This is a genomic window from Pseudomonas monteilii (assembly GCA_001534745.1).
Lineage (GTDB): Bacteria > Pseudomonadota > Gammaproteobacteria > Pseudomonadales > Pseudomonadaceae > Aquipseudomonas > Aquipseudomonas alabamensis.
This window is the reverse complement of record CP013997.1, coordinates 976,037-999,196: the sequence shown is the minus strand read 5'-3', so window position 1 is coordinate 999,196 and position 23,160 is coordinate 976,037. Positions and strand designations below refer to the sequence as shown.

The window sequence follows — 23,160 nt, the reverse complement described above, 5'->3', positions numbered from 1 at the left end:
GCCTCAACTATCGCGCCCGACTGCCGTTACCCACTACAGCCGACCTCAATTTTTGTGGAGTTTCAGCATGCCGCTACTTCCCGACCGCATTTCAGGGCGCATGACACTGGGTATCCTGACGCTGCTGGTGCTGACTGCCTTGGCGATCTACGCCGTCATGACCCTGGGCGGCAAGCCGCAGTTGGTCGCTGCAGGCACCGAGGCTGCGGAACAATCGGCCAATGCGATCACCCGTCAGCTGGCCATGCAAGTGAACCGTATCGAAGGCACCACGGCGGCGATGGCGCACCTGGCCGAGACCCTGCCCCACGAAGAAGCCCTGTTCAAGGCCACGCTGCCCAACGTGATCGACAGCCAGGGCGATGCCGCCATCGCAGGCGGCGGGGTGTGGCCAGAACCCAACCGCTTTACGGCCGGCACCGAGCGCCGCAGCTTTTTCTGGGCGCGCAACGCCAGCAATGGGCTGGACTATTCGGACGAGTACAACGCCGCGCAAACCCCGTCGTATCAGGCCGAGTCCTGGTACACCGGCGCCAAATCCGCGCCCCAGGGACGTTGCGTCTGGTCAGATGCCTACCAGGACCCGGTCAGTAGTGTGGCGATGACGACGTGTAGCGTGCCCTATCAGGCACAGGGCACGTTTGCCGGTGTCGCCACGATCGACCTCAAGCTGGACGGCCTGGCAGCCTTTCTCAAGGCCAACGGCACGGTCACCGGCGGCTACGCGTTCGCGGTCGACACGTCAGGCAATCTGCTGTTCTTCCCCGATGCCAAGAGCACCAAGGGCCTGCCGACCCTGGCCGGGTTGAGCCAGGAACAACCGTGGTTGAAGCCAGTCACCGACAGCCTGTCGAGCCAGCGCGCCGGCACGACGACGCTGTATCTCGAACACGACGCGCGCCTGGAGGGGCCGGCCTACGTCACGTTGGCCACCATGGAAGGCACCGGCTGGCGCATCGGGCTGGTCACGCCCGAGGCTCGCGTGGTCGGACTGGCGAACACACTGACCGGGCAGATCCTGCTGTTCCTCCTGCCGCTGCTGGGCATTCTGCTGGGGCTCGCCTGGCTGGCGGGCAAACGACTGCTCACCCAGATCGAGGAAACCACCACGCAAATCGAACGGCTCGGCCAAGGCGGTCAAGCTGGTGCTGAGCTGGAGATTCAGCGGTCGGATGAACTGGGTGCGCTGCGCCGCGCCGTTAACCATTACGCCGGCTCCTTGCGGACCATGCTGCGACAGATTGCCGATGAGTCGGTGTCCCTGGAAACCCAGGCCAACGAGCTGGCGCAACTGTCCAACGGCCTGGCGGAACGGGCAGAAGCACAACGCCAGGACAACACCCTGCTCGCCACCGCCATCACCGAAATGTCGGCCAGCGCCCATGAGGTCGCACGCAATACCACGGACTGCTCGGACACGGCGCGCAGCTCGCTGGCAGAGGCGCAGAAGAGTCAGCACCAGGTCAACCGCAACGGTGAATCCATCGAAAGCCTGGCGACCGACATCTCGGGCGCGGCCACCGCGATCACTCAGCTGGGGGAAGACATCGAGCGCGTCGGCAGCGTGCTGGAGGTCATCAAGTCGATCTCCCAACAGACGAACCTGTTGGCGCTCAACGCGGCCATCGAGGCTGCACGGGCCGGTGAACAAGGCCGGGGGTTTGCGGTGGTGGCCGATGAGGTGCGGACACTGGCAGGCCGTACCCAGACGTCTGCCAACGAGATCCAGGAGATGATCACTCAGCTGCGGCAGGCGTCGAATGCGGCCGTCACGACCATGCAGAACGGCGCCCAGCGCACCCGCGAGTCGGTGCAACAGGCTGTGGGCGTGTCCGCTACCTTGGGTACTACGGTGGGCAGTTTCGATGACATTGTTCAGCGCGCTCAACAGATCGCCGTCGCGGCCCAGGAGCAGAGTCATGTGACGCAGGAAATCAATGAGCTGGCGGTGCGTATCCATGCGGCCAGTGAGGAAGGGGCGCGGGATGCGAGTACTCTTCGGGAGCTGGGTAGGGGGATGCAGTCGATTTCGGCGCGTTTGGGGGGGTTGAGTCGGGGGGGCTGAGTAGGTTTTTGAGAGGTGGGTGGGCATTAGTTTCTTGGGGCTGGTGCTGGTCTGCCTACGCCCTCGCCTCTCACGAAGCAGGCATCGTTAGCAGGACGTACGGAGATGAGCCAGAAGGCATCCTTTTGCTCTCTACAGATAGAAAAAAACCGGCAGAAGCCGGTTTTTTTCACGCTACAGAATTACTCCCACTCGATTATTTATAGCCATATAAAATCCATATTTATCAATATGATATAAATCAATCAACCAAAAATGCCATGATTGATACGATACTTCGAACTCATTTCGAACTAAAGGTCCGGGCTTTTTCTTCAAGAACGGACTGGAAAGCACGGCGCTTAAGCATCTCGAGAGGTTTCAGATGCTCCGCACCTAGCATAAATCACGCGGATGGCGGCCCAACAGCATCTTCGACGGATCGCGCGAGTTCACGCTCGTGCCGTGGCAAACGGCGCTGGAGCGTCAGCTCGACAAGCCAGTCGCCGGCATCATGCGTGGCGACGGGATCACTGGCAGTTCCGTCGCCTTCGTGGCGGACCAACTATCGCTTGACTGCTCTTCGTTCTCCCGCATGCTATCTAATATTTGATAAAAGGGGGTTGGGGCGATGTTCGAAATTACTGGCGCACAAGTCGCCGACCTCAATGATGCTGATCTGCGGACACTCGTCGCACGTCTCGCTATGGCAGAATTGCGGGCGCAGGGCTGCCCCAGTTCGTCGGTAACGGCTGGCGGCAATCAGGATGCGGCCGATGGCGGACTTGACGTCCGGATCGAGTGCCCGTCCGCACTGCTGATCCCGGATTTCGTGCCGCGCCAGCACACAGGGTTTCAAGTGAAAAAGCCCGACATGCCGGCGAGCGCAATCCGTGATGAGATGCGTCCTGGCGGCGTACTACGGCCGGTCATCGCCGAACTCGCCGCTCGCTCTGGCGCCTACATCATCGTCAGCGCGCAAGGGTCAGTAGCAGACAAGCCGCTGAGCGATCGTCGCGATGCGATCCGGGCGCAACTCGACGATCTGCCTGAGTCCGGGCAGTTGCATAGCGACTTCTATGATCGCAACCGGCTGGCGACATGGGTCAATCACCATCCCGGAATTGCCGCCTGGGTCCGCACGCGGCTCGGCATCGGTATGTAGGGCTGGAGCAGCATCGGCGATTGGTGCGGCGTCGGCGTGAGCAAGGAGACATCCTATCTCTTCAACGATAAGGCCTGCCTAACCGATGAGCGAACGAGCGACCGCGAGCAACTCACCATCGGCGAGGGTATCGCCCGGCTTCGCGCCTCTCTGACCAAAGCTCGCCAATGTATCCGGTTGATCGGCTTGTCCGGTCTCGGAAAGACTCGTCTCGTGCAGGCACTGTTCGAGGATGGTGTGGGCGAGGTGCCGCTCGATCCGGGGCTCGCCGTTTATACCGACTATTCGGCGGAGACTGACCCGACCGCACGGGACATGGCGCGCCAGCTGGTGATCGCACGGCACCGTGCGATCCTGATCGTCGACAACTGTAACCCGGCGACGCACAGCGAATTGGCACACATCTGTTCGGAAGCGGGAAGCCAAGTCAGTCTCTTAACTGTCGAATATGATGTTCGCGACGACGAACCCGAGCGTACCGAGGTCTTTCGCTTACAATCAGCATCGTCCGAAATGGTAGAACTGTGGCTGGAAAAGACCTCCCCCAATGTGACGCAGGTCGACAGGCGAACCATATCAGAGTTCAGCGACGGCAACTTCCGCGTGGCGCGCGCTCTCGCCGACACGCTCGGAAAAGGCGAGACCCTGGGAAAGCTCAAGAGCCGCGACCTCTTCGGGCGGATTTTTCATCAGCGCAACGATCCTGATCGGGATCTGCTTTCCGCTGCCGAGGACCTTGCCCTGCTTTATTCGATCGATGGCGAGGATACCTCGGAAGGTGGTGAGCTTGCGCGGGTCGCCGCTATTCGCGGTGTTCCCGTAGCAAGGATATATGAGGCGCTGAATACGCTTCGACAGCGGGGAGTCGCGCAGTTGCGGGGACGGTGGCGCGCTATCCTGCCGCATGCGATCGCCAACCCGCTCGCCGGGTTCGCCCTTGAACGCATGCCGCCGGCCGATTTCGATCGCTTCTGCGCGTCGCTTACAACGCGGATGCAGAAGTCCCTTTCGCGCCGCCTCGGCTATCTGCACGACAGCGCCGAGGCGCGGGCCGCGGTCGAGCGTTGGCTCAGTGCCGACGGGCCACTCGGCGATCTTACGACACTGGGAAAAAACGGCCTTCAGATCATCGCCAACATCGCCCCGGTTGCACCCGATGCCGTGCTCGCGAGGATCGAGCGTGATATTGCCGGCCCAGATGGCGGCAAGATCATCGATCCGCAGTCGAGCAACCGGTGGCAATGGATACGGTTGATCAAGCTCCTCGCTTACGATCCGCCGCTGTTCGACCGCGCGGCAACCCTGCTTGCGCGGTTCCTTTCCGCTGAATCGCCCGACCACCACAACAACTCGGCTTCGGACATGTTCGCCGAGCTGTATCACCTGCACCTGTCCGGCACCAAGGCTTTACCAGATCAGCGGCGAGCGCTCATACGCCGATTCGCGCAATCGGGTGATCCGGCTTTGGCACGCTGCGCCGGCGTCGCACTCGGTGCGCTGCTGAAGGCGCACCATTTCAGTTCATCCAGCGACTTCGACTTCGGCGCCCGGCCACGGGACTATGGCTGGCACCCGCCGACCTATGGTGACATCTGGGCCTGGTACAACGGCGCGGTCGACCTGGCGGTCGAGCTATCGCCAATCATCGAAAACGTCAGGGACTACCTTGCTCACAGCGTAAGAACGCTGTGGCACTTCGGGGCCTGCCACGATGCGCTCGAGCAGGCAGCGATCCATTTTTCTTCCGAGCGACCTTGGATCGAGGGGTGGATTGGCTTTCGCAAAGCGCTGCGCTTCGAGGGCGACAAGATGCCGGATGAGGTGCGTACCCGTCTCGTTGCACTCATCGAACGCTTGAAACCCACCGATCTTCTTCATCAGGCCCGTGCAGTCGTACTGGGGCGCAGCAGTTACGGTTGGGATATGGTTGACGGCGACGCTGATGACAGCGACCTCATGAAACCGTATGAACGCGCTTCCCAGCAGGCGAAAGAAATCGGCACCGCACTCGCGAACACCCCGGAGACGCGAGTTGCCTTCATCGCCGAATTGCTCGTCGAACAAAATCCGCAGCGCGCCTATGAATGCGGCATTGGTCTCTCAGATGGTGCCGCCGATCTTGACGCGATGTGGTGTGAACTGTTGGATTTGTTCTCTGTAGCCAAGGCGGACAATCGGAATCCGACGGTGCTGGGCGGGTTCATCCATGGCGCGCACGCCAAGACTCCGACCTTTGCCAACGCTACGCTAGAGAATGTGATCCAGAATCCCGATCTTGCAGGAAGTCTGCCGTATCTTCAGGCGTGTGTTGCTATCGATACTCAAGGCATAGCGCGGCTTCGGCGTGCGATCAAAATTGGCGTCCTTTCGGCGTGGAATTTTCAAAGCATCGCCAATGGCAGTGTCGGGGAGTCTCCACCCGACGCACTTGGCCTGCTACTCATCGACATTAGCAATTTGGCCGACGGCGTCGAGATCGCGCTTGATTTGCTACACATGCATTTCTACTGCGATCGGAAAGAAGGCCGCCAATGTGCGCCATCCTTGATCGCTGTTGGCCGTGAGCTGCTACTGCGCGCTGACTTCAGAAAGAAGCAGTCGATGCGCGATTTTGGGCTGCATACCGTTATTAGGATCTGCTGCCCCGGACCCGATGGAGAGGCGACATTGCGGGAAATCTGCGCTCGTATCCGGACTGGACTAGAGACCGTCTATCTATCGTCCTACGATCTTGGTTATGTCTTGAAGGCGCTCTTCGAGACCCATCCCTTGATTGCACTCGATGAATTCCTGCTCCCCGAACTTAGGCCTAGAAATCAGGGACTGTTTGAGGAGGACTTCGGGTCTGGCACGCCGGTGGAAGATGTCAGCGCCGAGACCCTTGTTCAGTGGGCGAATATTGATCCGAATCGGCGCTATCCGCTGCTTGGCAAAAGCATCCCCATGTTCAAGCGGCGGCAGGGCGAAGAGGAAAATAGTGTCTACACACTTTTCTTGGAGATTTTGGACCACGCGCCAGACAAGCGGGCGTTCCTCGGTGACATCTGGTCGCGGCTGTATCCGCGCAGCTGGAGCGGCTCGCTAGCCGGTATCCTGGTTCGGCGTCGTGCGGCTATTACCACGCTGTATGAAAATGCTGAAAGCGAGGTTCGGCAATGGGTCACCGACATGCTGCCCGAACTCGAACGCTGGATCGAACATGAGAGCAAGCGCGATCAGGAAGGCGAGCAGAGTTTCGAATAGCCACTGATCCGCGCACCCCAGCGCGGCTCTGATGCCGATCGCGGTCTTCGCGGAATCGTAGGTTCTGTACGAAAAAAATGTCGCAAACACCGCGTGGTACAAGCCCGTGAAGCCATAGCAGCGTAGCTTTTTGCGAGCTTGTCCAAGCGCGTGACGATCCGACGATTCTCTTTCAGCCAGCCAAACATCCACTCAATAATGTTCCGCTGGCGGCACTTGGCCGGCCAAAAATCGGAGCAAACCAGACCGAGGTTTGCGCGCCATGGTATGCAACCGGATCACCGGTTGCATCCAGCAGCAGTCGTAGTGCCGAGGCAGGTTTTCGGCATCGTATCTCTTGTCAGCCACTAATCACCAGCTGCATTTATACGGTTGCCCTGGCTTGCCAGCAATTCTTGCAATTGCCTGCAACGGCTGAGCATGGGAGACATCACAGGCTTGTCTTGATGAAAGCCTGAAATGCAGTGGCACGCCATTGGCATTGCAAACCATATGAATCTTGGTGGTCAGACCGCCTCGACTACGTCCCGAAGCATGATCTAACGGTTCTTCAGGCCCCTTTTATTTCGACGCCTGAAGAGGCTCACGTTGCTCGTACTGCGGTAGAGTCGTTAATCCAGGTGTCCGAGTTGATCATTCCTTCCCGGTTCAGCCAGATGTGCGGACTCTCCAGCACTCGCTCAAGTGTGCCGTCGTCGCACCAGTCATGAAAGCGCTGATGCGGCGTCGACCAAGGCCCAAAGCATTCAGGCAGATCACGCCACAGAGCGGCAGAGCTTAGAATTCGCAGAATTCCGTGTAAAACCAAGCGATCATCGTTGCAAGGACTGCCCATTTCTGCTCTGAAAAACTAAGTCTTTAATCAGTATCCACTATGCATTAAAGAGTTCGTAACGCCTTGCCATCTGGGTTCCTACCAGCCATGGCATCAATTTTGGCCACAATGGCTTTTCGTACAAATCCTAAATGACGGTGTCAGTTAATAATGTTCAGCTGCCTTCCCATGGATTTATGACTGTGACACCTGCTGCCTCATAAGGAGCAGTATCACGTGAGGCCACGATAAACCCACGTGATGCAGCAATCGCTGCAATATAACCATCCGGCGTTGGGAATCCTCTTCCACGGGCTCTGGCAGTTACAGCCAACCCTGCATAGCAACGTGCAGCCTGTGTATCGAAGTTCAGCACTCGCCCTTTGAACAACCCCAGGAGACCTTCAAAGGCGTTGTCCAGCATATGTTTACGCTTGCCTGCTGGCAGTGCGGCAATTCCGAACGTCAACTCAGCAATGCTCACGCTGGAAAGATAAAGCGTGTCTGCGGCTTGTTCATTCAACCAATCCCGGACTTTTGGGTCTGGTATTGGCTTCATCGCCTCAGATACGACATTGGTGTCCAGGACGATCATTCAAACCTCATAGGTTCTGCTGGTGCGGTGTCGCGCACTTGATCAAGCACTGCAAAATCTTCATGGGTCAGGCCTACTTTCTTACCCAGCTCTGCCAATGCATCACCAAGACGCAAACGCTGATCAGGCTTCACCGCATTGGCCAAGATTTCCCGAATCTCTGCTTCTGCGCTACGGCCATGCTGAGCGGCCCGAACGCGAATGGCGCGGTGCACCTCATCAGGTACATTTCTTACCGTCAAGATTGCCATAGTCACACCTCAAAAAATGCATTCAATGACAGCAAAATACGATAGTGCAGTCAATTTGGCAAGGCCAGAACACTACCGCTCAGCACTTCGTTTTTAGCATGACAATCTCATTCATCACGCCATGGATAAGCGCTTAGTCGACCCCATGCTACGCAGGCTGCTTGCTCTGCCGGAAATGCCAGACGCACAATGCAAGAAGCCCGCAACGATGCGGGCTTCTTGATCACGCTAACAGAGCAGAATCACTCCCACTCAATCGTCGCCGGCGGCTTGCTCGACACGTCGTAGGTCACCCGCGAGATCCCTTCGATCTCGTTGATGATGCGCCCGCTGACCGTTTCCAGCAGCTCGTACGGCAGGTGTGCCCAACGGGCCGTCATGAAGTCCACGGTCTCTACCGCACGCAGAGCTACGACCCAGGCGTAGCGGCGGCCGTCGCCGACGACGCCGACCGAACGCACCGGCTGGAACACCACGAACGCCTGGCTGGTCTTGTGGTACCAGTCGGCCTTGCGCAGTTCTTCGATGAAGATGTGGTCGGCGCGACGCAGGATGTCGGCGTATTCCTTCTTCACTTCACCCAGGATGCGCACGCCCAGGCCTGGGCCCGGGAACGGGTGGCGGTAGACCATGTCGTACGGCAGGCCCAGTTCCAGGCCGATCTTGCGCACCTCGTCCTTGAACAGTTCACGCAGGGGTTCGACCAGCTTGAGGTTCATTTCCTCGGGCAGGCCGCCGACGTTGTGGTGGGACTTGATCACGTGGGCCTTGCCGCTCTTGGCGCCGGCCGACTCGATCACGTCGGGGTAGATGGTGCCCTGGGCCAGGAACTGGATGTTCTCGAGCTTGCTGGCTTCGGCATCGAAGATGTCGATGAAGGTGCGGCCGATGATCTTGCGCTTCTTCTCCGGGTCGGCTTCGCCGGCCAGGTTGTCGAGGAACTGGGCCTCGGCGTCGGCGCGGATCACCTTGACGCCCATGTTCTCCTTGAACATGGCCATGACCTGGTCGCCTTCGTGCAGGCGCAGCAGGCCGTTGTCGACAAATACGCAGGTCAGCTGGTCGCCGATGGCGCGGTGCAGCAGTGCGGCGACCACGGAGGAGTCGACACCGCCGGACAGGCCGAGCAGAACGTTGGCCGAACCGACTTGCTCACGCACCTGGGCGATGGCGTCTTCGACGATGTTGGACGGGGTCCACAGGGCTTCGCAGCCGCAGATGTCCTGGATGAAACGGGACAGGATGCGACCGCCTTGCTTGGTGTGGGTCACTTCCGGGTGGAACTGCACGCCGTAGTAGCCACGGGCATCGTCGAACATGCCGGCGATCGGGCAGCTCGGGGTGCTGGCCAGGACGTGGAAGTCGGCCGGCAGCTGGGTGACCTTGTCGCCGTGGCTCATCCAGACGTCGAGGCCCAGCACGCCGTCGGCGTCGATGTGGTCTTCGATGCCGTCGAGCAGGCGGCTCTTGCCGACCACGTCGACACGGGCGTAGCCGAACTCACGCAGCTCGGAACCTTCGACCTTGCCGCCCAGCTGTTCGGACATGGTCTGCATGCCGTAGCAGATGCCCAGCAGCGGGACGTTGAGGTCGAACACGGCCTGCGGCGCGCGCGGGCTGTTGGCTTCGTGGACCGACTCGGGGCCGCCGGCGAGGATGATGCCGCGCGGGTTGAATTCGCGGATCGCCTCGTCGGACATGTCGAACGGGTGCAGTTCGCAGTAGACACCGATCTCGCGCACGCGGCGGGCGATCAGTTGGGTGTACTGGGAACCGAAATCCAGGATCAGGATGCGGTGGGCGTGGATGTCGAGGGCCATGGGGAACTCTCTGGTGCAGCCGGGGCGTCGAGCCACGGGCCGCAAGTTGATCGGGGAAACAGGAAGAGCAGTTGCACGCGGTGAGCGGCTGGCTGCAAGCTGCTGTGCAAGCGCGGTGACTGCGCAATGCGCACTCACCGCCATACCTTCTCTTGGGGCTTACCGCTTACGGCGCGCCGCTCGAAGCGGGCCGTCAGCCTACGCGGTAGTTCGGCGCTTCCTTGGTGATCTGCACGTCGTGGACGTGCGACTCGGCCATGCCGGCACCGGTGATGCGCACGAACTCCGGACGGGTACGCATCTCGTCGATGTTGGCGCTGCCGGTGTAGCCCATGGACGAACGCAGGCCGCCCATCAGCTGGTGGATGATCGCCGCCAGGGCACCCTTGTAGGCGACACGGCCTTCGATACCTTCAGGGACCAGCTTCTCGGCGCCGGCCGAGGAGTCCTGGAAGTAACGGTCCGAGGAGCCTTGCGACTGGGCCATCGCGCCGAGCGAGCCCATGCCACGGTAGGCCTTGTAGGAACGGCCCTGGAACAGTTCGATCTCGCCTGGCGATTCTTCGGTACCGGCGAACATCGAACCCATCATCACGCACGAAGCGCCGGCCACGATGGCCTTGGACAGGTCACCGGAGAAGCGGATACCACCGTCGGCAATCAGCGGAACGCCCGTGCCTTCCAGCGCTTCGGCGACATTGGCGATGGCGCTGATCTGCGGCACGCCGACACCGGCGACGATGCGGGTGGTGCAGATCGAGCCTGGGCCGATACCGACCTTGACGGCATCGGCGCCTGCCTCGACCAGGGCCTTGGCAGCGGCACCGGTAGCGATGTTGCCGCCGATCACCTGCACCTGCGGGTAGGTTTCCTTGACCCAGCGCACGCGGTCGATCACGCCCTTGGAGTGACCGTGGGCGGTGTCCACCACCACCACGTCGACGCCAGCGGCGACCAGGGCAGCGACGCGCTCACCGGTGTCCTTGCCGGTGCCGACCGCGGCACCGACGCGCAGACGGCCTTGGTCGTCCTTGCTGGCCAGCGGGTAGGCCTTGGCCTTCTCGATGTCGGTGACGGTCATCATGCCCTTGAGGTTGAAGGCGGCATCGACGATCAGGACCTTTTCCAGACGGTGCTTGTGCAGCAGCTCGCGGACTTCTTCCTTATTGGCGCCTTCACGCACGGTGACCAGGCGATCCTTGGGCGTCATCACTTCGCGTACGGTGACGTCCAGGCGGCTCTCGAAGCGCACGTCACGGGAGGTGACGATGCCGACCAGGTCGCCGTTTTCCAGCACCGGCACGCCGGAGATGTTGTTCAGGCGGGTCAGTTCGAAGAGGTCGCGCACGGTGGCGTCGGCGTCGATGGTGATCGGGTCGGTGACCACGCCAGCCTCGAACTTCTTGACCTTGCGCACTTCGCTGGCCTGCTGTTCGATGGTCATGTTCTTGTGGATGATCCCGATGCCGCCTTCCTGGGCCATGGCGATGGCCAGGCGGGCTTCGGTCACGGTATCCATGGCGGCGGAGACCAGGGGGATGTTCAGCTCGATCCCGCGGGTCAGGCGGGTCTTGAGACTGACCTCGTTGGGCAGTACCTCGGAGTAGCCAGGTACAAGGAGAATGTCGTCGAAGGTCAGTGCTTCTTGGCTGATACGCAGCATCGCGGATGCTCCCGGGCGGGAAAAATGGAAGCGCGCCATTATACTCATGCCGGGGCCTTTGCTCAACGCGAAATGCCGAGTGGTGGGGCGCAAGGCTGACTTTTTATGTCAATCCCTGCGCGTGTGGATCGACTGCACCGATAGCCCCTCCCCCCCTCTACCGTCCCACGCTCACCACCGCCACCGGCTGGTCGAGCCAGTCGGCGAAGCTGTCGACGAAGGCCTGGGTGAACCCGGCCTCGCCCCAGCCGTTGAAGATGAAGCCCAGGTTGGAGAACGCACACGGCTGCAGGAACAGAAAGCCATTGATGTCGTCTTCGAAGCCGCACAGGGGGCAGGTGAAGTTGTCGCTCACCCCGGGCATCCATTCGTCCAGGCTGTCGAACAGCGGCTCGCCGACTTCGCGACGGCACTCCGGGCAGCCGGCCTCTTCGAGAAACCCATCGGTGGGGGTATAGATGCAGCGCTTGAGCACGACCTCCAGACCGTTGGCCTGCTCGCCGAACGGCAGCTTGTCGGGGTGCAGGGCGAACGTGCGAGCGCCCTCCGCCAGGGCATGGCCCATGCGGTTGCCGGTGCGACCGCAGGTGGTCAAGGCTTCTTCCACCACCTTCTCCCGCACCAGCCAGCGCAGGATGGCCCGGGCGCGGGCTTCGTGAAACGGCAGGGTGGACAGCTTGGGGACGATGATGCGTTGGGTGCTCATGGGCGGGTGAACCTGGACTGCAAGGGTGGCCTCATTCTAGCGCCTGCCCGGAGACCGAGATAGCGACCGCGCAGCGCACGGCCCGGTTCACCTTACCTGCCTGTACCCTGCAGTCCAGCCTGCAGCTTCTGACGCTCAGGTCTTGTAGCGCTCTACCAGCGCATAGAGAATCGCTGCCGTCTCGGCATCCAGCACGCCCCGATAGTCGCCAGGGCGGAAGTGCAGCTGGAAGGCCCGGAGCAGCGAACGCATCTGACTGGCATTTGGTTGCGCCGGAACGTCATAGCCATAGGTGCGCAAGTGGGCCTGGACCTCCCTGTCGGAAGGCAGGGCGCGCGTGAACTGGTCGAGAAAGTGCGCCTTGCGGGCGTCCTCGTACCAGGCCCCGATACCCGCCTGGTGCAGACGTTGCCAGGGGAACGCCGCGCCCGGGTCGCTCTTGCGGCCGACGGCAATATCGCTATGGCCGATCACGTGCGTCGGCGTGATGTCCGGATACCGCCGCAGAATGTCCTGGCTCAACTGGATCAGCGCGTCGATCTGCTCGGGGTGATAGGCCGGGAAGGTGAACTGGCCATCGCTCACCGAGGCTTCGTTGACCAGTTCGATGCCGATCGCCGTGTCATTCAGGTTGCTGCGCCCGGCCCATGTGCTGACGCCCGCGTGCCACGCCCGCTCCTGCTCGTCGACCAGGTTGAAGATGCGCACCTGATCGAAGCCTGCGCGCTGGTAGGTAGGGTCGTCGGGGGTCGGCAGCAGATAGTGCGCACTGACGGCGTTGCCCTTGACCAGGGCATTGATCGAGCCGTTGAAGTTGAGCGCAGTGTAATGGAAGACCAGAAACCGCACGCGTCGGTTGAAGGCCGTCGAGCGATAAGTGGTGGAATCGATCTCGTACATGGGCACCTCCCAGGGACTGTAAGCACCCAGGCTAGAACCCTGCCTGCGAATGGATAAGCCGCCGATTTCGCCGTGTACGGTAAGACGCTTCCCGACGACACCCTGCCGGTGCATCCGACCGGCTTGTCCTTTATGATGCCTGCATGATCAGAGACCCTTTCGAACGACTCGGCCTGGACCGCGAGGTCCTCACCGTCAGCCAGCTCAACGGCCGCGCACGCGTGCTGCTCGAGGATGTGTTCCGTGCCGTCTGGGTGGAGGGCGAGATCTCCAACCTTGCCCGGCCTGCCTCGGGGCATCTTTATTTCACGCTCAAGGACAGCGGTGCTCAGGTACGCTGTGCGCTGTTCCGGCAGAACGCCGCACGGGTGCGCCAGGCGCTGCGTGACGGCCTGGCGGTACGCGTGCGCGGCAAGGTCTCGTTGTTCGAGGGCCGTGGCGACTACCAACTGATCGTCGATACGCTCGAGCCCGCCGGCGATGGGGCCCTGCGCCTGGCCTTCGAAGCCTTGAAGGACAAGCTGGGGGCCGAAGGGCTGTTCAGCGTCGAGCGCAAACGTCCCCTGCCTGCCCACCCACGGCGCATCGGTATCATCACCTCCCCCACCGGCGCCGTGATCCGCGACATCATCAGCGTGTTCGGTCGGCGCGCTCCGCAGGTCGAGCTGAACCTGATTCCCACGGCGGTCCAGGGCCGCGAGGCCATCGGCCAGATCGTCAAGGCGCTGCAGCGAGCCGATGTGCAGGGCTTCGATGCCCTGATCCTGGCCCGTGGCGGCGGTTCGCTGGAAGACCTCTGGTGCTTCAACGAAGAGGTCGTCGCCCGCGCCATCGCCGCCTGTACCACGCCCATCGTCAGCGCCGTGGGCCATGAGACGGATGTCTCGATCAGTGACTTCGTGGCCGATGTGCGCGCACCGACCCCGTCGGCGGCGGCCGAACTGCTGGCCCCCGACAGCAGCGGGCTGCGCCAGACCCTCGAGAGCCTGGAGCGACGCCTGCTGATGCGCATGCGTAACCGTCTGGCCCACGATCGCCTGCGGCTGGAGGGCCTGTCACGGCGCCTGCGCCATCCGGGCGAGCGTCTGCGCCAGCAGGCCCAGCGCCTGGATGACCTGGACATGCGCCTGCGCCGGGCCTTCACGCTGCACATGCGCCAGCACCAGCAACACCTGGAGCGGCTGCAGGCACGCCTGGGCGCGCAGCATCCGGGGCGCACGCTGACCTTGCTTGGCCACCGCCTGGACGCCCTGGCCGAGCGCCTGCCGCGGGCCATGCGCGACCTGCTCAAGGACCGCCGCCAGCGGCTCCAGTCCCAGGTGCAGACCCTGCAGGTGGTCAGCCCGCTGGCGACCCTCGCGCGCGGTTACAGCATCCTGCTCGATGAAAAGGGCCATGCCATCCGCAGCGCTGCCGACACCCACACCGGCCAGCGCCTGACCGCTCGCCTGAACGATGGCGAATTGAAGGTGCGCGTCGAAGACAACCACCAGACGCCCGTCACCCTCTCCCTTCTGGACTGACCCATGCCAAGGCTCATCGCCCCCCTGCTCGCCCTTATCCTGCTGTTGGTCGGCACCTGTGCCCAGGCCAGCTACATCACCCGCCAGCTGAACAAGCCGGTGCCGGGCGGCGTGGCGGTGGTCGACCTGGGCCCTTCGGCACAGGCGCCCAGCGCGCGCTTTGAGGGCAAACCCGTGCTGGTGGTGAAGGAGCAGGAGACCTGGCTGGCAATCGTCGGCATCCCCCTGACCCGCAAGCCGGGTCAGGCGGTGGTGACGCAAGGCTCGCGCAGCCTGCCGTTCACGGTCGGTAACAAGAAGTACCCCGAACAGCACATCACCCTGAAGAACAAGCGCCAGGTCAACCCGGAGCCCAACGACCTCAAGCGGATCGAGCGCGAGCTGGCCGAGCAGACCACCGCCTACCGCAGCTTCAGCCCGGTCCTGCCGAGCAACCTGCTGCTGGACAAGCCGGTCAACGGCCCCTTGTCGAGCAAGTTCGGCGTACGCCGTTTCTTCAATGGCGAAGAGCGCAACCCCCATGCCGGTCTGGATTTCGCGGTGCCGGCGGGCACGCCGATCAAGACACCGGCCAATGGCAAGGTGATTCTTATCGGTGATTACTTCTTCAACGGCCAGACGGTGTTCGTCGATCACGGCCAGGGGTTCATCAGCATGTTCTGCCATCTGTCGCGCATCGACGTGAAGAAAGGCCAGGACCTGCGTCGCGGCGAGGTAGTCGGCCGGGTCGGCTCGACGGGGCGCGCCACGGGGCCGCACATGCACTGGAACGTGAGCCTGAACGATGCACGGGTGGACCCGGCGATCTTCATCGGGGCGTTCCAGCCCTGAGGTCTCGAATGTCGCGAAAAGGACTGGCGGTGGTGTGAAAGCGTTCGAGGGCCTGCCGAAGGGAAGTCGTTGACTTCACAGGCTCTACAGACCCGATGCCGGCCAAGCGGCCCTTGCAGGAAGCCATGGCGAGGCGACTGACGCCATCGCGGGCAAGCCCGCTCCCACAACACGGTAGCCTGACGAATCAGCGAATCCTGAGCCGCCAGCCAGCATGACTTCGGGCACGAAAATCTTTGCGCAATAAAAATTACAATTTCCTAACAAACAAGCCTGACAACTTGGCCCCATGAAGGCTTTCAGGCCATTCCTATCAATTTTCTTGCGATGCTTGCCATTCCCTGCGCCTGTGGTTAGGGTTGGATGCATGATTACTCCACTCACCCTCATCCTGCTCCGCCAGCATCGCAGCCTTTCCCTGGTCAGCGCACGACTATCGGGTTGAGCCGCGTTACCTCGCTTTCGACCGGTTATCGTCTGGCAGGCCCGATCACGGCCGCTCATTAAAGGATTGCACCATGTCCATGCTCAAAGACCCTTCTCGCAAGTACCACGCGTTCCCGACCATCGACCTGCCCGATCGCACCTGGCCGTCGAAGACCATCACCCAGGCACCGATCTGGTGCAGTTCCGACCTGCGTGATGGCAACCAGTCGTTGATCGAACCGATGGACTCGGCGAAGAAGCTGCGTTTCTGGCAGACCCTGGTGCAAGTGGGCGTGAAGGAAATCGAAGCCTCTTTCCCCTCCGCCTCGCAGACCGACTTCGACTTCGTGCGCACGCTGATCGAAGACGGGCACATCCCGGACGACACCACCATCCAGGTACTCACCCAGGCCCGTGAAGACCTGATCGCGCGGACCTTCGAATCCCTGCGCGGCGCCAAGCAGGCCATCGTGCACCTGTACAACGCCACCTGCCCGTCCTTCCGCCGCATAGTCTTCAACCAGGACAAGCAAGGCGTCAAGGAGATCGCGGTCAACGCTGCCAAGCTGTTCGTCAAGTACGCCGCGCAGCAACCCGAGACCCGCTGGACGTTCCAGTACTCGCCAGAGACCTTCAGCGCCACCGAACTGGAGTTCGCCAAGGAAGTCTGCGACGCGGTGATCGAGGTGTGGAACCCGACGCCCGAGCACAAAATCATCCTGAACCTGCCGGCCACCGTCGAAGTGGCGACGCCCAACGTCTACGCCGACCAGATCGAATGGTTCTGCCGCAACGTCAACCGCCGCGACAGCGTGATCATCAGCCTGCACACCCACAACGACCGCGGCACCGGCATCGCCGCCACCGAACTGGGCCTGATGGCCGGTGCCGACCGTGCCGAAGGCTGCCTGTTCGGCAACGGCGAGCGCACCGGCAACGTCGACCTGGTGACCCTGGCCCTGAACCTCTACACCCAGGGCATCGACCCACAACTGGACTTCTCGGACATCGACGGCGTGCGCAAGGTCGTCGAGGAGTGCAACCAGTTGCCCGTTCACCCACGCCATCCTTACGTGGGCGACCTGGTCCACACCGCCTTCTCCGGCTCGCACCAGGACGCCATCCGCAAAGGCATGAGCAAGCAGCAGGACGGCGAGCGCTGGGAAGTGCCTTACCTGCCGATCGACCCGGCCGACATCGGTCGCAGCTACGAGGCGGTGATCCGCGTCAACAGCCAGTCCGGCAAAGGCGGCATCACCTACCTGCTCGAGCAGGAATACGGCATCAGCCTGCCGCGCCGCATGCAGATCGAATTCAGCCAGGTGGTGCAGGGCGAAACCGACCGTCTGGGCCTGGAAATGACGGCCCAGCAGATCTACAGCCTGCTGCAGAAGGAATACCTGCAAGCCAACACGCCCTACGCGCTGGTCAGCCACCGCCTGCGGGAAGAGAACGGCCACAGCGCCGTGGAAGTGGACGTCGCAGGTGAAGGCGAAACCACCCTGAAATGGTCCGGCAAGGGCAATGGCGCCCTGGAGGCCCTGGTCGCCGGTTTGCCGGTGGCCGTCGAGATCATGGACTACAACGAGCACGCCATTGGCGCGGGCACCCACGCCAAGGCCGCCGCCTACATCGAACTGCGCGTAGCGGGTGGGCGTCCGGTGCACGGTGTGGGCATCGACGAGAACATCACCACCGCCAGCTTCAAGGCGCTGTTCAGCGCATTGAACCGCTCGCTGAGCCAGCAGCAGGCCAAGGCGGCCTGAGTCATCGCCCCATGAAAAAGCCCGCATCCTGGATGCGGGCTTTTCCGTTTCTGGCTGCTCGAACGCGTGGGATTCCGTAAGCGCCCTGCAGATCGAGCGCTCGACCCCGTACCCTCAGTCGAACAGGGCCATCGCCTCGGCACTGCACTCGGTGATGCGACCCCAGTCACCGTTCTTGATCCAGCTGCTGTCGAGCATCCAGGTGCCGCCCACGCACATGACGTTGGGCAGGGCCATGTAATGGCGTGCATTGCTGGCATTCACGCCGCCCGTGGGGCAGAAGCGAATGTCGCCGAAGGGGCCGGCGAAGGCCTTGATGGCGGCGACGCCACCGGAGATTTCGGCCGGGAACAGCTTGAAGCGACGGTAGCCCAGTGCATAGCCCGCCATGATCTCCGAAGGCGTGCTGATACCGGGCAGCAGCGGAATATCGCCCTCGACCCCGGCCTTGAGCAGGTCCGGCGTGATGCCGGGGGTCACCACGAACTGCGCGCCGGCCGCCTGCACGGCAGCGAACATTTTGCAATCGAGCACGGTGCCAGCACCCACGCACAGCTCGGGCCGCTGCTCGCGCAGCACTTCGATGGCCTTGAGGCCATGTTCTGAGCGCAAGGTCACTTCGAGCGTACGAATGCCGCCCTCGGCCAGGGCGTCGGCCAGCGGCAGGATGTCCTGTTCGCGGGCGATGGTGATGACCGGCAAGATGCGGGCACGCTCGCACAGGGCGTCGATGCGCGCCATCTTTTCGGGCATGGTCAGCAGAGGCTGGGGACGTTCAAGCGTGGGCATGGCTGGGGATCCTTGGCTCATGGGCACCAGTACAGATGCAACGGGTCCTGAAGAAACGCGCGGATGGGCATCGACACGGCATCGTCGCCGGCCAGTGCCTCGCGCAGGGTCGCGAGCTTGCCCTGCCCTTGCACGGACAAGGCCGTGAAGGCGGCAGTGGCCAGCAGCGCGCGGGTCATGCTCAAGCGTTGGTGGGGGACACTGGGCGCAAGCATCGGCAGGCAGCGGTGCTCACCGGTGCGCTGCAGCCCGGCGCGTACCTGCGGGCTGGCCGGGAACAGCGAAGCGGTATGACCGTCGTCGCCCATGCCAAGGACCAGTACATCGATCGGCGGCAGATCGACCAGGGCGCGGTCGGCCGCCTCGGCAGCGGCGTCCAGGGTGTCAGCCGCCCGGTACAGGCCCACGAAGCGTGCCTTGGCCGCCTCCCCCTTGAGCAGATGCCGGCGCAGCAGCCCGGCATTGCTGTCGGCGTGTTCCACCGGCACCCAACGCTCGTCGGCCAGGCTCACCACCACCTTGGACCAGTCCAGCGACTGACCGGACAAGACCTCGAGAAACGGTACCGGGCTGCGACCGCCGGACAGCACCACGGTCGCCTGCCCCTTGGCTTCGATGGCCTGACGCAGCCGCTCGGCCACGTCCTGGGCCAGGCCGGTGGCCAGGGCGCTGGCCTCGGTGAACGTATGTGCCTGCACGTTGGCCGGCAGTTGCAGTTCAGATATCGCCATACCATGACCTCCCATCGCGTGTAATCAGGGCGACCGCACTCATCGGCCCCCAGGAACCGGCCGCATAGGGCCGGGGTGTGTCGCCCGCCTGCTGCCAGCCGGCGATCAGCTGGTCACACCATGTCCAGGCGTGCTCGATCTCGTCCTTGCGCACGAACAGGTTCTGGTTGCCGCGCATCACTTCCAGCAACAACCGTTCGTAGGCATCGGGAATGCGGGCACTGCGGCGCCAGGTGTCGGAGAAGTGCAGCTGCAGCAGGTCGCTGCGCAGGTGCATGCCTTTGTCCAGGCCCTGCTCCTTGGTCATCACCCGCAAGGAAATGCCCTCGTCCGGTTGCAGGCGAATGACCAGCTTGTTGCCGATCTGCAGGCGCTGCTCCGGGGCGAAGATGTAGTGCGTCGGTTCCTTGAAGTGAATGACGATCTGCGACAGCTTTTGCGGCATGCGCTTGCCGGTGCGCAAATAGAACGGCACCCCTGACCAGCGCCAGTTGCGGATGTCGGCGCGCAGGGCGACGAAGGTTTCGGTGTCGCTCTGGCTGTTGGCATTGTCCTCGTCCAGGTATCCCGGCACGGGCTGGCCGTCGCTGTGTCCGGCGATGTACTGCCCACGTACCACGCGGCTGCCCAGCCCCTCGCCGGTGATCGGCGCCAGGGCCTTGAGCACCTTGACCTTCTCGTCACGGATGCTGTCGGCCGAGAGATCGCCCGGCGGGTCCATGGCGATCAGGCACAGCAGCTGCAGCAGGTGGTTCTGGATCATGTCGCGCAGTTGCCCGGCCTTGTCGAAATAGCCCCAGCGGCCTTCGATGCCGACTTTCTCCGCCACGGTGATTTCCACGTGGGAGATGGAGTTCTGGTTCCACTGGGTCTCGAACAGGCTGTTGGCAAAGCGCAGGGCAATGAGGTTCTGCACGGTCTCCTTGCCCAGGTAATGGTCGATGCGGTAGACGCGGTTCTCCGGGAAGTACCGGGCCACGGCATCGTTCACCCGGCGCGACGACTCCAGGTCATGGCCGATGGGCTTTTCCAGGACCACGCGGGTGCGCTCGGCGAGGCCGACCCCGTCAAGGTGCTCGCAGATAGCGCCGTATACGGCGGCGGCGGTGGCGAAGTAGGCGATCAGGGGTTGCTCGGGCGTGACCGTGTCGGCCAGGCGCCGGTAGCCCTCGCGCTCGAGAAAATCCAGGTGCAGGTAGGTGATGCGGGCCATGAAGCCCTGCACGGCGGTCTCGTCCACATCGGTGGCAGGCAGGTAGCGGCGCAGGTGACTTTCGATCGACGCCAGGTGCGCGTCGTCGCTGCCCGCCTCGCGTGCCAGGGCCAGCAACCGGGTATCCGGGTGCAGCAGGCCTGCCCGATCAAGCTGGTACAACGCCGGGAACAGCTTGCGCAGCGCCAGATCGCCAAGGGCGCCGAACAGGCCGAAGGTACAAGGTTCTACGTTGATCGCAGGCATGATGTTGGGTTCTTTCATAAATTGACCCTAGGAATACCGGTTCATTGGCTTTTTTTCAAGGGAATATGTAGTAATAAACACAACATTTTCGAGCGCCGCGTGTGTACAGGTGGTGCACGCATGACGGCTGCAAGTACGATAGACCTCACAAACGGCCCGCTGCTTCGCCAGTCGGTCGCCTCTCGACTCAAGGACACCCCATGGACCGTGTGCGAAATCTCCTGGAACAGATCCAGGGACGCCTCGAGGAACTGAACAAGGCCGAACGCAAGGTGGCCGAAGTCATCCTGCTCAACCCCCAGCAAGCCACGCGCTTCAGCATCGCGGCGCTGGCCCAGGCGGCGAAGGTCAGCGAACCGACCGTCAACCGTTTCTGCCGCTCCTTCGGCGTCAGCGGCTACCCCGAACTCAAGCTGCAACTGGCCCAGAGCCTGGCCAGCGGCGCGGCCTACGTGAGCCGTGCGGTCGCCGAGGACGACGATCCGGCGGCCTACACGCAGAAGATCTTCGGCAGCGCCATCGCGTCGCTGGACAGCGCCTGCCAGCAGCTCGACCCGCAGCAGGTCAGCCGTGCGGTGGACATGATGATCCAGGCGCGGCAGATCCATTTCTTCGGCCTGGGTGCTTCGGCGCCGGTGGCCCTGGATGCCCAGCACAAGTTCTTCCGCTTCAACCTGGCGGTCTCCGCCCACGCTGACGTGCTGATGCAGCGAATGCTGGCTTCAGTGGCGCACACGGGGGATCTGTTCGTGATCATTTCCTACACCGGCCGCACGCGCGAGCTGGTGGACGTGGCACGGCTCGCCCGGGAAAACGGCGCCTCGGTGCTTGGCCTGACCGCGGCCGGTTCGCCGCTGTCCCAGGCCTGCAGCCTGAGCCTGCACATCCCGCTGCCCGAAGACACCGACATCTACATGCCGATGACCTCGCGCATCATCCAGCTGACCGTGCTCGATGTGCTGGCCACCGGCATGACCCTGCGCCGTGGCGTGGATTTCCAGCCACACCTGCGCAAGATCAAGGAAAGCCTCAACGCCAGTCGCTACCCCGTCGAGGATAGCGACCTTGGCTGAAAGGTCACTCAGAAGGTCGAGGAGACCTTCAGGCCCATGACCCAGGCGTCATCGACCTGGCTGACACCGCCGGGACGCTTGATGAACTGCACGTTGGGGCGCACGGTCAGCCAATCGGTGACGTGCACGCCATAGTAGAGTTCGGCGTCGTATTCGCTGCCGCGCAGCGGCACGAACCCGGGGTTGTCGTAGTCGTCGATGCCACTGAGGGTGTTGAGCAGCGTGGCCCGCTTGCGCACATCCTCGTTGACATGGATGCGGGCCACGCCCAGACCGATCACGTCCTTGGGACGGGCATCGAAGGCGCCGGTATAGAGCACGCCGAGCTGCTGGTAGTTGTCGATCAGGTTGGTCGACTTGTCGTGCACGGTGGCGTTGGCGAACACGCTCAGGCCACGGCTGGCGTCCGACGCCCGGGAGGTCAGCTGCTGCTGTGCGACCAACCACGCCCCGTGCTTGCTGCCATGGGACTTGAAGGCCTTGCCGGTGAGCGCCTGCTCCTGACCGTCGACGTCCTTGTGCAGATCGTCCGCCGACGCGCTGCTGCGGTAGTAGCCCAGGCGGTACTCGCCCGGCAACCCACCCGGACGCGGGGACCAGATCAGTTCGACCGGCACGATCGTGCCGCGACTGCCGCTGCCGCTCAGCTTGAAGCCGTTGCCGGTTTCGAGGTTGGACGGGTTCTGCTCGAACACCCCTACCTGTACCGCCAGCTCGGGCGAGACGTTGTACTTCAGGCGCCCGCCCCACTGGCTCACGGGCCAGTTGTACCAGATGTCGCCGACCCAGTTGCCGACCTGGGAGCCGCACAGCGCCAAGTTCTGGAACTCGCACGGGAAGCTGTTGAACTCCTCGCCTGGCCCGTAGCGCCCGACCTTGAGGTCCAGGGCGCCGTCCAGGTAGGTCTGGCGGAACCACATCTGCGTCAGACGCCAGGTCTGGCCACGCCCCCACACTTCCTGCACCGAGCTCAAGTGGCCCGCGCGCGGATCGCCGATGCGGTCATTGGACAGGTTGCGCCCGCTGCGCTCGGTGACGGCGATCTTGAACTCGGCATTCTGCCAGCCCAGCATCTTGTCCAGGTCCGTCAGCAGGCCGAAGGCGAACTGGTCGCTGTAGCGTGCCGTGCGGTCATGGTCGTAACCGCCATGCACGTTGGTCGCTGCCTCGCCCACGTACTGCAGGCTGAAGTTGTACCCCTTCTCGATCAACTCGGTGCGGGTGCCGCCCCAATCCCCGCTCATCCAGGGTGAATCCGTCGCGAACGGTTCGAATGCCTGAGCTTCGCCGCTGGCGATGATGCCCAGCAGACCCAGCGCTCCCAGCGCCCCCATGCGTTTGCACTGCTCCATGATGTGTTT

Annotated in this window: 13 protein-coding genes and 1 pseudogene; 6 read left to right on the top strand and 8 right to left on the bottom strand. The window is 62.7% G+C overall.

The features are described 5' to 3' along the window. The first annotated feature begins 67 nt into the window (after positions 1-67). Positions 68-2,065 (top strand): chemotaxis protein, encoded by a 1,998-nt coding sequence (locus APT63_04495; GenBank protein AMA44934.1) that lies wholly within the window; start codon positions 68-70, stop codon positions 2,063-2,065. A 610-nt stretch (positions 2,066-2,675) separates the two neighbouring features. After that, a pseudogene (locus tag APT63_04490) lies at positions 2,676-6,452 on the top strand (hypothetical protein). A gap of 1,902 nt (positions 6,453-8,354) precedes the next feature. Here APT63_04490 and guaA read toward each other — a convergent pair. The 4 genes from guaA to APT63_04470 all read right to left on the bottom strand — a co-directional run bounded on the left by guaA (position 8,355) and on the right by APT63_04470 (position 13,201). Continuing rightward, positions 8,355-9,932, bottom strand: a complete 1,578-nt coding sequence (gene guaA, locus APT63_04485) for a GMP synthase (protein ID AMA44933.1) — start codon at positions 9,930-9,932, stop codon at positions 8,355-8,357. Positions 9,933-10,125: 193 nt separating this feature from the next. Further along, entirely contained in the window at positions 10,126-11,595 is a 1,470-nt protein-coding gene (locus APT63_04480; protein AMA44932.1) for an IMP dehydrogenase, read from the bottom strand. A 157-nt stretch (positions 11,596-11,752) separates the two neighbouring features. Then, the gene (locus APT63_04475; GenBank protein AMA44931.1) at positions 11,753-12,301 is read right to left on the bottom strand and encodes a sugar ABC transporter ATPase; all 549 of its coding nucleotides are present in this window, start codon (positions 12,299-12,301) and stop codon (positions 11,753-11,755) included. 135 nt (positions 12,302-12,436) lie between these two features. Continuing rightward, positions 12,437-13,201 carry an N-acetylmuramoyl-L-alanine amidase gene (locus APT63_04470; protein AMA44930.1) on the bottom strand — a complete coding sequence of 255 codons (765 nt, stop codon included), beginning with the start codon at positions 13,199-13,201 and terminating at the stop codon, positions 12,437-12,439. A 143-nt stretch (positions 13,202-13,344) separates the two neighbouring features. Here APT63_04470 and APT63_04465 point away from each other — a divergent pair, with 143 nt between their 5' ends. The 3 genes from APT63_04465 to APT63_04455 all read left to right on the top strand — a co-directional run bounded on the left by APT63_04465 (position 13,345) and on the right by APT63_04455 (position 17,747). After that, a complete protein-coding gene (locus APT63_04465; GenBank protein ID AMA44929.1) occupies positions 13,345-14,724 on the top strand; it encodes an exodeoxyribonuclease VII large subunit in 1,380 nt (459 codons plus the stop codon). A 3-nt stretch (positions 14,725-14,727) separates the two neighbouring features. Beyond that, a complete protein-coding gene (locus APT63_04460; GenBank protein ID AMA44928.1) occupies positions 14,728-15,555 on the top strand; it encodes a peptidase M23 in 828 nt (275 codons plus the stop codon). A 518-nt stretch (positions 15,556-16,073) separates the two neighbouring features. Further along, entirely contained in the window at positions 16,074-17,747 is a 1,674-nt protein-coding gene (locus tag APT63_04455) for a 2-isopropylmalate synthase (protein ID AMA44927.1), read from the top strand. Positions 17,748-17,861: 114 nt separating this feature from the next. Here the strand turns inward: APT63_04455 and APT63_04450 are convergent, their stop codons facing one another. From APT63_04450 to APT63_04440, 3 genes are read right to left on the bottom strand one after another with little or no spacing between them, the layout of a single operon-like run. Then, on the bottom strand, positions 17,862-18,536 hold the full coding sequence (locus APT63_04450) for a keto-deoxy-phosphogluconate aldolase (protein ID AMA44926.1): 675 nt from the start codon (positions 18,534-18,536) through the stop codon (positions 17,862-17,864). Positions 18,537-18,553: 17 nt separating this feature from the next. Next, positions 18,554-19,267, bottom strand: a complete 714-nt coding sequence (locus APT63_04445) for a 6-phosphogluconolactonase (protein AMA44925.1) — start codon at positions 19,265-19,267, stop codon at positions 18,554-18,556. After that, positions 19,254-20,726 carry a glucose-6-phosphate dehydrogenase gene (locus tag APT63_04440; GenBank protein ID AMA47791.1) on the bottom strand — a complete coding sequence of 491 codons (1,473 nt, stop codon included), beginning with the start codon at positions 20,724-20,726 and terminating at the stop codon, positions 19,254-19,256. Before APT63_04440 ends, APT63_04445 begins: the two co-directional genes overlap by 14 nt. A gap of 200 nt (positions 20,727-20,926) precedes the next feature. Between APT63_04440 and APT63_04435 the strand changes: the two genes are divergently transcribed. Beyond that, positions 20,927-21,799, top strand: a complete 873-nt coding sequence (locus tag APT63_04435) for a transcriptional regulator (protein ID AMA44924.1) — start codon at positions 20,927-20,929, stop codon at positions 21,797-21,799. A gap of 8 nt (positions 21,800-21,807) precedes the next feature. Here APT63_04435 and APT63_04430 read toward each other — a convergent pair whose 3' ends face one another. Further along, on the bottom strand, positions 21,808-23,151 hold the full coding sequence (locus tag APT63_04430; GenBank protein ID AMA44923.1) for a porin: 1,344 nt from the start codon (positions 23,149-23,151) through the stop codon (positions 21,808-21,810). Positions 23,152-23,160 lie beyond the last annotated feature (9 nt).

Excerpts from the sequence above, each read along its gene's own strand:
- APT63_04495 (AMA44934.1), top strand. The coding sequence starts at position 68 with ATGCCGCTACTTCCCGACCGCATTTCAGGGCGCATGACACTGGGTATC.
- guaA (AMA44933.1), bottom strand. The coding sequence starts at position 9,932 with ATGGCCCTCGACATCCACGCCCACCGCATCCTGATCCTGGATTTCGGT.
- APT63_04480 (AMA44932.1), bottom strand. The coding sequence starts at position 11,595 with ATGCTGCGTATCAGCCAAGAAGCACTGACCTTCGACGACATTCTCCTT.
- APT63_04475 (AMA44931.1), bottom strand. The coding sequence starts at position 12,301 with ATGAGCACCCAACGCATCATCGTCCCCAAGCTGTCCACCCTGCCGTTT.
- APT63_04470 (AMA44930.1), bottom strand. The coding sequence starts at position 13,201 with ATGTACGAGATCGATTCCACCACTTATCGCTCGACGGCCTTCAACCGA.
- APT63_04465 (AMA44929.1), top strand. The coding sequence starts at position 13,345 with ATGATCAGAGACCCTTTCGAACGACTCGGCCTGGACCGCGAGGTCCTC.
- APT63_04460 (AMA44928.1), top strand. The coding sequence starts at position 14,728 with ATGCCAAGGCTCATCGCCCCCCTGCTCGCCCTTATCCTGCTGTTGGTC.
- APT63_04455 (AMA44927.1), top strand. The coding sequence starts at position 16,074 with ATGTCCATGCTCAAAGACCCTTCTCGCAAGTACCACGCGTTCCCGACC.
- APT63_04450 (AMA44926.1), bottom strand. The coding sequence starts at position 18,536 with ATGCCCACGCTTGAACGTCCCCAGCCTCTGCTGACCATGCCCGAAAAG.
- APT63_04445 (AMA44925.1), bottom strand. The coding sequence starts at position 19,267 with ATGGCGATATCTGAACTGCAACTGCCGGCCAACGTGCAGGCACATACG.
- APT63_04440 (AMA47791.1), bottom strand. The coding sequence starts at position 20,726 with ATGCCTGCGATCAACGTAGAACCTTGTACCTTCGGCCTGTTCGGCGCC.
- APT63_04435 (AMA44924.1), top strand. The coding sequence starts at position 20,927 with ATGGACCGTGTGCGAAATCTCCTGGAACAGATCCAGGGACGCCTCGAG.
- APT63_04430 (AMA44923.1), bottom strand. The coding sequence starts at position 23,151 with ATGGAGCAGTGCAAACGCATGGGGGCGCTGGGAGCGCTGGGTCTGCTG.